This window comes from Streptomyces bauhiniae (assembly GCF_004784475.1).
GTDB classification, from domain to species: Bacteria; Actinomycetota; Actinomycetes; order Streptomycetales; family Streptomycetaceae; genus Streptomyces; species Streptomyces seoulensis.
Map to the genome: position 1 here is coordinate 344,551 of NZ_SRRT01000005.1, position 12,481 is coordinate 357,031.

Consider the following 12,481-nt stretch of genomic DNA (forward strand, 5'->3'; position numbering starts at 1 on the left):
AGCCGCTCCCGAGACCAAGGGGCCGGGCCTGCACGCCCGGCCCCTTGACCAGTGGGACACCAGGTGTCCCTTTGTTTCTCCGCGAGAGAGAAGAACCCAATGTATCGAACGACCGCGCCCCGATCCGGCGCGAGAACCAGCTCCCGCACCGTGCGCCACGCCCTCGCCGGGGCGGTGTCCGCCGCGGGCCTGCTGTTCGCCGGTGCCGGACCGGCCTCCGCGGCCCCGGTGACTGTGGCGGAGGCGTCCCTGACCTGGGGCCTCAGCGGTGAGCAGGGCGGCGGCGCCTACTACGGCGGCTGCAACTTCCTGTCGGCCGGCAAGGCCGGCAACACCGGCTCCAGCCGCCTGTGGGCCCAGGGCGACGGCTTCTACGCCTCCCACGCCGGGAACGTGACCGTCCAGAAGCCCGACAGCGCGGGCGCCTACGCCGAGCCGAGCTGGGCCACCAAGTGCCAGGACCCGAACGGTGCCGCCGTCTCCCCCGGCTCCCCCACCTCCCTGACCCGCAACCGCGTCCTCCTCTCCCACGGCACCGGCACCGTCGACACCGCCGCCCGCACCGCCACCCTGAAGTGGACCGGCTCCTTCACCTCCGTGTTCTACGGCGGCCTCACCTACTGGTCCGCCACCGACCCGGTCCTCAAGGTGAAGGCCGACGGCACGGGCACCCTCACCGCGACGGCCACCGGTTACGGCGCCGACATGAACGACCCCGGCAAGTGGGTGTCCCTCCCGGCCACCACCGTCACGCTGGCCAACCTCAAGAACGTGCAACTCGGCGGCTCCGGGTTCACGGCGACGCCGGAGTATCTCGGGGTCGCGGTGACCGTGCCGAGCGGCAGCACCGGGCAGGCGGCCAAGTCCAGTGCGAACCAAGCGTATTGGGGCGCCTTCCCACAGAGCTTCGTGGACTTCCAGCAGCTCACCGGGCAGTCCTCGTACTGGTTCACCTCGGGCGGCGCCCGTGACGCGGCCAAGCCGGCCACTCCGCTGACCCTCACCCTGCCCGCCGGCAACTGATCTCCCCCGGCCCGGTGCGGTCCCGTCTCGGCGGGTCGCGCCGGGCTTTCCCGCCTTCGAAAACTTGATTCACCGTACACGCATCTGCATAATGGAGTTATGCATAAGCGGGTTATGGACAGCGGTCCCGCCGGAACTTCCGGCGAAACCTCCACCGAGGATCTGATGATCGCCGTGGAGCAGCTCGTCCGGCATGTGCGGCGCAGTGCCACGGCAGGCGGGCTCAGTACCGCCGCGTCCTCGGCGCTCGGCCGGCTGGGCCGTGAGGGGCCGCAGCGGCTGACCGAGCTGGCGCGGGCGGAGAACGCCACCCAGCCGAACATGACCCAGCTCGTCACCCGCATGGAGCGTGGGGGGCTGGTGCGGCGGGTCGCCGACCGCACGGACGGGCGGGGTGTGCTGGTGGAGGTCACCGAGCGGGGCGAGGAGGTGTTCCGGGAGCGCCGGGCCGAGCGCGCCGAGGCCCTGGGACAGCTCGTCGGCGCGCTGTCCGAGCCGGAGCGGCAGGCCGTGCGGGTCGCGCTGCCGGCCCTGGCCCGCGCGATACAGGAGCGTTCCTGAGCCATCCGTCGGATCTCTCCGGCGCGGCCACGGCAGGGCCGGGGAGAGCGACTCGACCGGAGAGAAGCGGTAATGAGTGCGTCGCATGGAAGGGCCGCGAGCCCGTTCCGGCAGCCGAAGGCCGTCTGGGCCGTGGCGTTCGCCTGCGTGATCTCGTTCATGGGCATCGGGCTCGTCGACCCGATCCTGCCCGCCCTGGCCGACAGTCTGCATGCCACACCGAGCCAGGTGTCCCTGCTGTTCAGCAGCTATCTGATCGTGACGGCCGTCGCCATGCTGTTCGTCGGCTGGTTCTCCAGCCGGTTCGGCGCCAAGCGCACCCTGGTGGTCGGCCTGGCGGTCATCGTGGTCTTCGCGGCGCTGGCCGGGAGCACCGACTCGATCAACGGCATCGTCGGCTTCCGGGCCGGCTGGGGACTGGGCAACGCCCTGTTCATTGCCACCTCGCTCGCCGTGATCGTCGCCTCGGCGAGCGGCGGCTTCGGCGGCGCGATCATCCTGTACGAGACCGCGCTCGGCCTCGGCATCGCCGTCGGGCCGTTGCTGGGCGGGGAGTTGGGGGCGATGAGCTGGCGCGGGCCGTTCTTCGGGGTGGCCGCGCTGATGGCCGTGGCGCTGCTCGCCACGGTGGCCTTCGTCCCCTCGATGCCGAAGCCCGCCCGGCCGACGTCACCCATCGCCCCGCTGAAGGCGCTGCGGCACCGGGGTCTGCTCACCATGGGCATCATGGCGCTGCTCTACAACTGGGGTTTCTTCACGATGCTGGGCTACGCGCCCTACCCGATGAAGCTGAGCGCCCATGAGCTGGGCCTGGTCTTCACCGGCTGGGGTCTGCTGGTGGCCGCGTTCAGCGTGTTCTTCGCCCCGCGCCTCCAGGCCCGCTTCGGCACGGCGCCGGTGCTGTACGCCAACCTGCTGGGGCTCGGCATCGTGATGGCGGTCATCGCGGCCGGGGTGGACAGTCCGACGGTGGTCATCGTGGCGGTGATCGTGTCCGGGGCGTTCATCGGCATCAACAACACCCTGACCACGCAGGCCGTCATGCTCGTCTCCCCCGTCGAGCGTCCGGTGGCGTCCTCCGCGTACGGCTTCCTGCGGTTCATCGGTGGTGGTCTCGCGCCCTTCGTCGCGGGCAAGCTGGCGGACGCGACCGATCTGAGCGTGCCGTTCTGTCTGGGCGCGGCGACCTTCGTGCTGGCCATCCCGGTGCTGGCCAGCGGGCACGGGCTGCTGCGGAAGGCGGAGGAGCGGCCGGAGGAGGAGCCGGTCGCCACGCCTTCGCTGAGCGCGGTCGGCGAGCCGGTGGAGGCGGGCGTGCCCCGCGTCATCGTGGCGGTCGGCGCGCACGGCGGGACGCCGGCCATCGTGGACGCGGCGGCGCGGCTGGCGCGGGAGACCGGCAGTCCGCTGGAGGTCGTGCACGTCCGGGAGACGGTCGTGGTGGAGGAGCAGGCCGTGGAGCCGGAGAGCGCCGAGGAGGCGCGGGCGGCCGTCTCGGCCCATCTCGCCCGGCTGGCGGCGCACGGGGTGACCGCGTCGGGGCAGGTGCTCACCAGCGTCGGCGACCATGCCGCCGCCGGGCGGGTGCTGGCCGAGCACGCGGCGCGGGTGGGTGCGCGGGCGGTGGCCGTGGGCCGTTCACCGCGCGGGCCGCTGGCCCAGTTCGCGGACGGCAGCATCACCTCCGCCCTCACCCACGGCGCGCCCTGCGACGTGCTGTTGGTGGACGCGGAGTCGGTGCCCCGGCAGTTGACCGAGGGCGCGCTGGCGGAGCTGCGCGACAGCGCGGTCTGAGCGGCGTACGGCGAAGGGGGTCACGGCGTGCGGCCGTGGCCCCCCTTCTTTTAGGACTTCAGCGGGACAGCAGCCCGTTGATCTGGTCGTGGACCGCCGTGCGGGCGGCCGGGATGTCGCTGAGCAGCGTCGGTCCGAGGGCCGACAGCGGTTCCTCGGGGTCGGTGCCGCACTCGGTGCTCTCGCTGACGACCTCGTAGCCGTCGCGTACGGCGATGCTGAGGCGGTAGCGGCCCTCGCCGAGGGCGTGCAGGGCGGAGGCGACGACGAGGGGCGGCGGTCCGCCCGGCTCGCTCTCGTGCTTGCGGTAGGCGCTGGCCACGGGGGTGCGCCAGCGCAGGCTGAGCAGGACGGGGCTCTTGGCGACGACCTCGGCCAGGTCGGTGTCGTACACCCCGGTGGAGGTCAGGACCGTGGCGCGGGTGTCCAGGACGAGGGCCGCCGGGAGGAGGCAGCGCAGGGTGCTGCCCGCTATGTTGCCGCCGACCGTGGCCGCCCGGCGTACGGCGCCGGTGCCGACCGAGCCCGCCGCGCGGCGCAGCACCTCGGGGACGCGGTCGTCGACGCGGTTGAGGACGACGGCGCCGCCCAGTTCCTCGGGGCCGAGGACGTTGGCCTCGGGCAGTTCGCGCAGCGACACGGCCTGAGTGGGGAACCCGTCGCGCTGCCAGGTGGCCCAGACCAGGGTGGCGCCGCCTACGGGCACGGCTCCCTCGGCCAGGTATTCCCGCGCTTCGGACACGGACGTGGGCAGACGCAGCAGCACTGTGGCCAACCTGCCTTTCCTCGGGGGTCCGGCGAACGGCCGCCTCCGCCGCCGTAGTTATTCTCGCCGCCCCGGAAGGGGCGCGTACAGGGCTCATCGTCGCGCGCCCCGTGCGCCCCTTCGCGCCCCCCTGTACAACTCCGGTGAGAACAGGCTTCGGGCCGCCACACCGGTATGTGACGGCCCGAAGGTCGGAGGAAGCTCAGCGCCGGGTGCGGACCAGCAGGTACAGGAAGTACGGCGTGCCGATGACGGCGGTCATCAGACCGGCGCCGAGCTGCGCGGGGGCGATCACGGTACGGCCGATCAGGTCGGCGACGCAGACCAGGACGGCGCCCAGCATCACGGCCACCGGGATCACCCGCGTGTGGCGGCGGCCGACCAGGGCGCGCGCCGCGTGCGGGGCGACCAGGCCGACGAAGCCGATGGTGCCCGCGGCGGCGACGGCGGTGGCGCTCAGCACCACACTGACCGCCAGCAGCCCGAACCGGGCCGGAGCCGTGCGCAGCCCGAGCAGCCTCGGCGTGTCCTCGTCCAGCGAGACCAGGTCCAGTTCGGTGCGCCGGAAGACGGCGATCACCAGCCCCACCGCGAGCGCGCCCGCCACCGGCAGGGTGTCCGTCAGGGTGCGCCCGTAGGTGGAACCGGACAGCCAGGTCAGGGCCTTGGTCGCGTTGAACGGGTCGGTGATCACGATGAGCAGCCCGATCAGCGCCGTGGCCGCGGCCTGGACGCCGATGCCCACCAGGACCAGCCGGTTCTGCCCGAACCCGCCCCGCGCGGCGAGCCCGAAGACGACCGCGGCGGCCACCCCGGCCCCCGCGAAGGCGGCCCCGGCGATGCCCCAGGACCCGGCCATCGGTGCCGTCGTCACAAAGAGGACCGCGCCGAGCGCACCGCCGCCGGAGACGCCGAGGATGCCGGGTTCGGCGAGCGGATTGCGCGTGACGGCCTGCACGAGGGTGCCGGAGAGCGCGAGCGCCCCGCCCGCGAGGAGCGCCGCGAGGACCCTCGGCACACGGGTGTCCAGCACGAACCCGACGGACTGACCGGCCATCCCGCCCGCCCAGTTGACGACGTCGCCGAGCAGGAGCTTGGTGTCGCCCAGCAGCACCCCGGCGACCATGACCCCGGCCAGCACGGCGACGAGTACCGCCACCGTGACCAGGAAGGTGGTCCGGCCGACCAGGCGTCCCCGCTCGGCGGTCCCGGCGGTGCCGGTGTCCCGGACCCGCGCGGCCATCCCGACCAGGAACAGCGCGCCGAGCAGGCTGGTGACGACCCCGGTGGGCACGGCGACGGCGGACTGGGCCGACACCAGCAGGCGCAGCAGCACGTCCGCGCCGAGGACCAGTCCGGCGCCGGTGAGCCCGGCGACGGGCAGCGCGGCCCGTGTCCGGACGAAGGGCCGCATCCGCCGGGCCAGGGGGCGGACCAGGGCGGGGGCGCACAGGCCGACGAAGCCGACCGGGCCGGCCAGGGTGACGGCCGCCGCCGCGAGCAGCGAGGCGCAGACCACGACGGTGATCCGGGTGCCCCGGACCGGTACGCCGAGTCCGCGCGCCGTCTCGTCGCCGAGGGCGAGGGCGTCCATCCGGCGGGCCATCAGGAGCAGCCCGGCCAGGCCCGCGAGGGCGACCGGGGTCATCTGCAGGACGCCGTCGAAGCCGTTCTGCGCGATGCTGCCCTGGTTCCACTGGTAGAGGCCGTTGGTCCGCTCGGGGAAGAGCAGCAGCAGGGCGTCGGTCACGGAGGACAGGCCGAGGGTGACGGCGCTGCCCGCGAGGACGAGCCGTACGGTGCCCGCGGCGAGGCCGGACAGGGAGAGCACGACGGCGGCTGCGGCGAGCGCCCCGGCGAAGGCCACGCCGGAGGAGGCGAGCAGGGGCAGCGAGACGCCGGTGACGGTGAGCAGGCCGAGGGCCAGGTAGGAACCGGCGTTCACGGCCAGGGTGTCGGGCGCGGCGAGCACATTGCGGCTGACGGCCTGGAGGGCGGCGCCCGCGATGCCGAGGGCGGTGCCGACCAGCAGTCCGGCGGCCGCGCGGGGCAGCCGGGAGGCGACGACGACGGAGGCGTCGCCGGGGCCGGCGCGTCCGGTGAGCGCCTTCCACACCTCGGGCGCGCCGACGGCGGCGGTGCCCTGGGTGATGTCGACGACCGCGAGGGCGGCGACGAGCAGGACGAGCAGGGCCGTCACCGCGACCGCGCCCGTCCGGGTGGTCACGGCCGTGCGGCCGGTGGCGGGAACTGTCGCGGTGACGGCCATGGTGTTACTTCGTCAGGACGCCGGTGAGGGCGTCGATGTACGCCTGCATGGACTTGGGGCCGCCGAACATCCAGATGCCGTCGGGGAGCCGGTGCACGGCACCCTTCTTGACGAAGGGCAGCGCCTTCCAGGCGGCGTTCTTGGCGAGTTCCTTCTTGAACGGGTCGCCCTCGCTGTCGCTGCCGATGTACGCGAACTGGGTGTCGGCGCCGAGCGAGGACAGGCCCTCGACGTCGGTGGCGGCGAGGCCGTAGGCGGGGTCGCCCTTGAGCTTCCAGGCGTTCTTCAGGCCGAGGGCCTTGTTGACGGTGCCGAGCTGGGAACCGTCGGTGTAGGCCCGCAGGGAGACCTGGTTGGCGGCGACGTAGCCGTCGGCGAAGGCGATCTCGTCCCCGGCGCGGCCGGCGCCCGCGAGCTTCTTCCTGGCCTCGGCGACCTTGGCGTCGAACTCCTCGCCCGCCTTGGCGGCCTGGTCGGAAGTGCCGGTGGCCTTGCCGATGAGGTCGAGGGTCTTCTTCATCCGGCCGATCTGGTCGGCGGCGTCCGCCGACTTGACCTCCAGCACCGGGGCTATCTTCCGCAGTTGCTTGACCGCGGCGGCGGGCAGGTCGGTGGTGGCCACGATGAGGTCGGGGCTCAGCGAGGCGATGGTGTCCATGCTGGGCTCGCCGCGGGTGCCGATGTCCTTGGGGGTGTTGCGCAGCGGGGCGGCGGTGTCCCAGGTCTTGTAGCCCTTGACGTCGGCGACGCCGACCGGGTCCACGCCGAGCGTGACGAGGCTCTCCACGACGTTCCACTCGGTGCCGACGACCTTCTTGGCCGGGCCGTCCAGCTTGATCCTGGCGCCGGTGTCGTCGGTCAGGGTGATGCTCTGGGCGGTGCCCTTGTCCTTGCCGGAGGCGGCGGGTTCGGTGGTGCCGCAGGCCGTGAGGGCGAGTGCGCCGGCGGACAGGGCGGCGAGGGCGATCAGGTGGCGTCTCATGAGGTGGTGCTGAGCCTTCCGGTGCGTGCGTGGTGGCGGCCGAGGGCGCGGGTGCGCAGCCGGCCGGTCAGGGGGTCGGTGTCGACATCGATGCGGATGCCGTAGGTGGCGGTGAGGCGCTCGGCCGTGAGGACGTCCTCGGGGTCGCCGTCGGCGATGATCCGGCCCGCGCGGAGCAGGGTGATCCGGTCGGCGACGGCGGCGGCCTGGTCCAGGTCGTGCAGGACGACACCGACCGCGATGCCGTGGTCGTCCGCCAGGTCCCGCATCAGGTCGAGGAGTTCGACCTGATAGCGCAGATCGAGGTAGGTGGTGGGTTCGTCGAGGAGGAGCACGCCGGTGTCCTGGGCGAGGCAACTGGCGAGCCAGACCCGCTGGAGCTGGCCGCCGGAGAGGTGTTCGGCTCCCCGGTCGGCGAGGTCCGTCAGGTCGGTCAGCGCGAGGGCCCGCCGTACGGCGTCGGCGCCGCCCGCGTCCGCGCGGGTCCAGCGGCTGCGGTACGGGTAGCGGCCGAACTCGACCACGTCGCGCACGGTCAGCCCGCCGGGGGTGGGGCGTCCCTGGGTCAGCAGGGCGACGCGGCGGGCGAACTCACGGGCCGTCAGGGCCAGTCCGTCGACCGTCTCCTCCCCCGGCTCCGCCAGGGTGAGCGTGGCGGTGCGGGGGGACTGGAGGCGGGCGACGGTGCGCAGCAGGGTGGACTTGCCGCTGCCGTTGGGGCCCACGAGCGCCGTGACCTCGCCGGGCCGGATCGTGATGGCCGCCTGGTGCACCACGTCCGTTCCGTCGTACGCCACGGTCACGTCATGGGCGGTCAGCAGATGACCGCGCGTACGGGTTGTCTCTTCACCGGAACTCACGAGGGAAGGTTAGCCTATCCTTACCCCGACTGATCACCCCCTGACCGGGGCAATCTCCACAGAGGTCAGCTCTCGGGCCAACTGGACGGCTTCCACAGGCCGGAGCGGCGCAGGGAGGCCGGGCAGTGGAGGTAGATCTCGTCGATGTCGAGCACGAGCGCCAGCAGGGGGCGCGGACCGCCGTCGGCCATGGCGTCGAAGAAGGGCGCGTCGGTGAGCAGGCGGGCGCGGCCGTTGACGCGGAGGACCCGGGTGCCGCCGGGGATCAGGTAGAGCAGTCCGGCGTGCGGGTTGTCCAGGATGTTGTGGAAGCTGTCGGCCCGCCGGTTGCCGGGGCGGTCCGGGATGGCCAGCGTGGACGGGCCGAGGACGTGGGTGAATCCGGGGCCGTCGCCGCGCGGCGAGACGTCGCAGTTGCCCTGGCGGTCGGAGGTGGCCAGGAGGCAGAAGGGCGAACGGGCGAGGATGTCCCGGTCGGTGTCGTCGAGGTGCCGGTGCACCTTGTCGATGACGATGGGGTGCGGCTCGCCCAGGAGTTCGCGCAGTTCCTCCCGCGAGCCCAGTTCCACGAAGCCGGCGGTGTCGACGCCGTCCGGCTGGCGCGTCGTCGCGTCGATGATCTGGGACAAGCCGACTCCCGTGGTACTCGCGCGCCGGAGAGCCCGGCCCGCAGCCGTGTCACACGGACCCGTGCTGCGGGCCCGGCTGATTGCCCGGCACACATTATCGGACGTTAGGTTCGGCTTACCTAAGCGGGGTTGCTACGGGAGGCGGGCCACCCCGGCGTAGATACCGCTCTCCTCGGGCGCCGGGGCGTCGCCGTCCTTGAACCACTCGGTGGCCGTGACGAGGCCGGGCTCGACCAGTTCCAGGCCCTCGAAGAAGCGCTCCACGCCCGCCCGGTCGCGGAAGCCGAGCTTGATGCCGCCCTTGGCGTACTCGGCCGTGACCTGGGCGGACAGCTCCGGGAAGATGTCGGAGGAGGCGTGCGAGAGGACCAGGTAGCTGCCCGAGGGCAGGGTGGCGAGGAGGTTGGAGACGAGCCCGTACGGGTCCTGGTCGTCGTTGATGAAGTGCATCAGGGCGATCAGGGACAGGGCGATGGGCCGGTCGAAGTCGAGCGTCTGGCGGGCGTTCTTGATGATGGCGGCCGGGTCGCGGACGTCGGCCTCCACGTACTGGGTGGCGCCCTCGGGGCGGCCGACGAGCAGCGCCTCCGCGTGCCGCAGCACGATCGGGTCGTTGTCGGTGTAGACGATCCGCGCGGTCGGCACGATCCGCTGGACGATCTGGTGCAGGTTCGGCTCGGTGGGGATGCCGGTGCCGATGTCGAGGAACTGGTCGACGCCCTGCGCGGCGAGCCAGGCGACCGCGCGGTTCATGAAGGCACGGTTCTGCCGGGCGCCGGCGGCCGCCTCGGCGGGCAGCCGCTCCCCCACCGCCTCGTCCACGGGGTAGTTGTCCTTGCCGCCGAGCAGCCAGTCGTATACGCGCGCGGGGTGGGCCGTGCTGGTGTCGATCTGCCGGGGGCCGGGGGTGCCGGTGGTCATGGGCGGGCTCCGTCATGATTCTGGCCGGTGCGAACACAGACGATCATCTAGTGGTGGTCGTCATTCTGCATGCGGGGCACGGGAGTTGACCAGGCGGGTGACCGGCGGCGATCACCTGCGCGGCCGGGTGTGACCCATGACCGACCCTGGTCTCCAGGTTTCGAAAGTATTAGCTGATAATTTGTGAAGCTCGCGGGCAGACACGGGGCCAGGGGGTAACAAATTGGCCATCGGTGCCACCGTGATGGTCACCGATTCCGGCCGGTCCGTCTGCCCACGCGAGCAAGGCCGAGTGGGGAGGGAGACCTGTCGTGACCGAGGCAGGGCGGGGGGCGGACGCCGATGACGCCACGGGTGCCGCTGACGGCGCCGGCGGCGCCGAGGGGGTCCGGCGTGGGCGGGGCCGGCGCGCGGCGCCGAAACGGGCGTGGGGACGCCGTGCCCAGGAGCCGGACCGGCAGGAGGCCGAAAACACCCCGGACCCGGCCGCGTTCGAGCCCGAGGCCACCATGCAGCTCCGGGTCGGCACCGTCCGCCCCGACGAGACGATGCAGCTCAAGATCCTCGCCCTGGACGGCACCCGCCCCGCGCCGAAGCCCGGGCCGAAGGCCACCGAGCAGTCCGGCGCCCCCCGCCCTTCCCGCTTCCTCGCCCCGCTGCTGACCGTCCTCGCCGTACTCCGCCGCCTCCTCGCCCCCGTCACCGCCAGGCTCGCCCCCTACGCCGCGCTCGCCGCGCCGTACGTCCGCAAGCTGCGCCCGGAGTACCCGCGTCCGGGCCGGGAGGACTGGCGGCGCTGGATACCGTCCTGGCGCCAGTGGCTCGCGGGCTGGTTCGCCCTCATGGGCCTGACCGGCCTCTGCCTGACCGTGGCCTACGCGGCGACCGACGTCCCCACCAACCTCAACTCCTACGCCACCCAGCAGGACAACGTCTACTTCTGGTCCGACGGCACCCCGATGGCCCGGACCGGCTGGGTGCGCCGGCAGGCGATGCCGCTCAAGGACATCCCGGAGGGCGTCCGCTGGGCGGTGCTGGCAGCGGAGAACGAGAGCTTCTACTCCGACCCCGGCATCTCCGCCAAGGGCATCACCCGCGCCCTGTGGCGCACGGTCGGCCAGGGTGACACCGAGGGCGGCTCCACGATCACCCAGCAGTACGTCAAGAACGTCTACCTCAACCAGGACCAGAACCTCGGCCGCAAGCTCACCGAGGCGATGATCGCCCTCAAGCTCGACAACCGGATGAGCAAGGACAAGATCCTCGAGGGCTACCTCAACACGAGCTGGTTCGGCCGCGGCACCTACGGCATCCAGCGCGCGTCCCAGGCGTACTACGGCAAGGACGTCAGCAAGCTGAACCCCAGCGAGGCCGCCATGCTCGCCTCGCTGCTCAAGGGCGCCGGACTGTACGACCCCACGCTCAGCGCGGCCAACCACCGCCGGGCGGTGGAGCGGTGGTCGTGGATTCTCGACCGCATGGTCAAGATCGGCAAGCTCTCCCCGGCCGAGCGCGCCAAGTACACCAAGTTCCCCGAGCCGACCAAGACGCTGCAGATCTACGACACCGGCAAGCAGAGCGACTACCTGGTGGAGCTGGCGTCGCAGTACGCACGGAAGAACGCCCATCTGTCGGACAAGGAGTTCGACCTCGGCGGCTACCAGATCTACACCACCTTCGACCGCAAGCGGGAGAGCGAGCTGACCGACGCGGTCACCAAGGCCCGCGAGGCCGCGCTGAAGAAGGACCCCAAGGCCGCGCGCACCGCCCACTACGGCGCCGCCTCGGTCGCCACCGACGGCCGGATCGTCGCCGTGTACGGCGGCCCCGACCACCGTAAACAGGGCTACAACGAGTCCAACGCCACTACCGTGCCCGCCGGTTCGGCCTTCACACCCTTCGTCTACGCGGCGGGCCTGGAGAACGGCGTGCACAAGACCCGCGAGGGCCCGGCCACCCCGGTCACCCCGGAGTCGGTGTACAACGGCGACGACGCGGTGCCCGTCACCACCCCCGAGGGCCCCTACTGGGACCGCAGCGGCAAGAAGGTCGCCGCGCACAACGACGGCAAGCGCTCCTACGGGCCGATCTCCCTGCGCCAGGCGCTCGCCCGCTCGGTGAACACGCCGTTCATGCAGCTCGGCATGGACACCGGCCTGGAGAAGGTGAAGGCCACCGCGCAGGCGGCCGGTCTCCTGTCCTCCAGCTTCGGCCCGGCGACGCCCGACCTGTCGCTCGGCACCTCCACGCCCAGCACGATCCGCATGGCCAGCGGCTACGCCACCTTCGCGGCGGACGGCAGCCACACCGAGCCGTACTCGGTGCGCCGGGTCACCCGCAACGGCGCCGGTGTGCGCCTGGACGCGCCCGACCGGCGCCGGGCGGTACGTCCCGAGGTCGCCCAGCAGGTCAGCGAGGCCCTCGCGGACAACTTCCGCGCCTTCCACCCCACCCCCGCGGCGACCACCCCGGCCGCCGGAAAGGACGGGACCACCGACAAGGACACCGCGCTCTGGTACACGGGCACCCTCAAGTCGGTCTCGACCGCGATCGTCGTCTACCGCATCGACCTGGGCAAGAGCCTGGAACCGCTGCCGCTGGACGGTCTGGCCGGCACCCGTGAGAACAGCGTGCCGTTCGGAATCTGGTCGCAGGCCGTGGGCGTCGGCTGAGCCC

Annotated in this window: 10 protein-coding genes; 4 read left to right on the forward strand and 6 right to left on the reverse strand. The window is 72.5% G+C overall.

From position 1 onward, the window contains the following. The first annotated feature begins 99 nt into the window (after positions 1 to 99). From E5083_RS18455 to E5083_RS18465, 3 genes are all read left to right on the forward strand, one after another. On the forward strand, positions 100 to 1,023 hold the full coding sequence (locus E5083_RS18455) for a hypothetical protein (RefSeq protein WP_135786792.1): 924 nt from the start codon (positions 100 to 102) through the stop codon (positions 1,021 to 1,023). Between the two features lie 99 nt (positions 1,024 to 1,122). Then, entirely contained in the window at positions 1,123 to 1,584 is a 462-nt protein-coding gene (locus tag E5083_RS18460; RefSeq protein WP_135786793.1) for a MarR family winged helix-turn-helix transcriptional regulator, read from the forward strand. A 72-nt stretch (positions 1,585 to 1,656) separates the two neighbouring features. Beyond that, entirely contained in the window at positions 1,657 to 3,378 is a 1,722-nt protein-coding gene (locus E5083_RS18465; RefSeq protein WP_135786794.1) for an MFS transporter, read from the forward strand. A 58-nt stretch (positions 3,379 to 3,436) separates the two neighbouring features. Here E5083_RS18465 and E5083_RS18470 read toward each other — a convergent pair whose 3' ends face one another. From E5083_RS18470 to E5083_RS18495, 6 genes are all read right to left on the reverse strand, one after another. Then, positions 3,437 to 4,144, reverse strand: a complete 708-nt coding sequence (locus E5083_RS18470) for an FAD binding domain-containing protein (protein ID WP_135787043.1) — start codon at positions 4,142 to 4,144, stop codon at positions 3,437 to 3,439. Positions 4,145 to 4,346: 202 nt separating this feature from the next. After that, positions 4,347 to 6,413 carry an iron ABC transporter permease gene (locus E5083_RS18475; RefSeq protein WP_135786795.1) on the reverse strand — a complete coding sequence of 689 codons (2,067 nt, stop codon included), beginning with the start codon at positions 6,411 to 6,413 and terminating at the stop codon, positions 4,347 to 4,349. A gap of 4 nt (positions 6,414 to 6,417) precedes the next feature. Then, positions 6,418 to 7,395, reverse strand: a complete 978-nt coding sequence (locus tag E5083_RS18480; RefSeq protein WP_135786796.1) for an ABC transporter substrate-binding protein — start codon at positions 7,393 to 7,395, stop codon at positions 6,418 to 6,420. Continuing rightward, positions 7,392 to 8,255 carry an ABC transporter ATP-binding protein gene (locus E5083_RS18485; protein WP_135786797.1) on the reverse strand — a complete coding sequence of 288 codons (864 nt, stop codon included), beginning with the start codon at positions 8,253 to 8,255 and terminating at the stop codon, positions 7,392 to 7,394. The genes E5083_RS18480 and E5083_RS18485 overlap by 4 nt, the downstream gene beginning before the upstream one ends. Positions 8,256 to 8,320: 65 nt before the next feature. After that, a complete protein-coding gene (locus E5083_RS18490) occupies positions 8,321 to 8,884 on the reverse strand; it encodes an MSMEG_1061 family FMN-dependent PPOX-type flavoprotein (protein WP_135786798.1) in 564 nt (187 codons plus the stop codon). A 132-nt stretch (positions 8,885 to 9,016) separates the two neighbouring features. Continuing rightward, complete coding sequence (locus tag E5083_RS18495) at positions 9,017 to 9,805, reverse strand: SAM-dependent methyltransferase (RefSeq protein WP_135786799.1); 789 nt, start codon at positions 9,803 to 9,805, stop codon at positions 9,017 to 9,019. A 509-nt stretch (positions 9,806 to 10,314) separates the two neighbouring features. On the opposite strand from E5083_RS18495, the gene E5083_RS18500 reads away from it, so the two are divergent. Beyond that, complete coding sequence (locus tag E5083_RS18500; RefSeq protein WP_208754098.1) at positions 10,315 to 12,477, forward strand: transglycosylase domain-containing protein; 2,163 nt, start codon at positions 10,315 to 10,317, stop codon at positions 12,475 to 12,477. Positions 12,478 to 12,481 lie beyond the last annotated feature (4 nt).

Bases quoted from the DNA above. Each gene is read 5' to 3' on its own strand.
- E5083_RS18480 (WP_135786796.1), bottom strand. From the start codon at position 7,395: ATGAGACGCCACCTGATCGCCCTCGCCGCCCTGTCCGCCGGCGCACTC.
- E5083_RS18500 (WP_208754098.1), top strand. From the start codon at position 10,315: ATGCAGCTCCGGGTCGGCACCGTCCGCCCCGACGAGACGATGCAGCTC.
- E5083_RS18455 (WP_135786792.1), top strand. From the start codon at position 100: ATGTATCGAACGACCGCGCCCCGATCCGGCGCGAGAACCAGCTCCCGC.
- E5083_RS18495 (WP_135786799.1), bottom strand. From the start codon at position 9,805: ATGACCACCGGCACCCCCGGCCCCCGGCAGATCGACACCAGCACGGCC.
- E5083_RS18465 (WP_135786794.1), top strand. From the start codon at position 1,657: ATGAGTGCGTCGCATGGAAGGGCCGCGAGCCCGTTCCGGCAGCCGAAG.
- E5083_RS18460 (WP_135786793.1), top strand. From the start codon at position 1,123: ATGCATAAGCGGGTTATGGACAGCGGTCCCGCCGGAACTTCCGGCGAA.
- E5083_RS18475 (WP_135786795.1), bottom strand. From the start codon at position 6,413: ATGGCCGTCACCGCGACAGTTCCCGCCACCGGCCGCACGGCCGTGACC.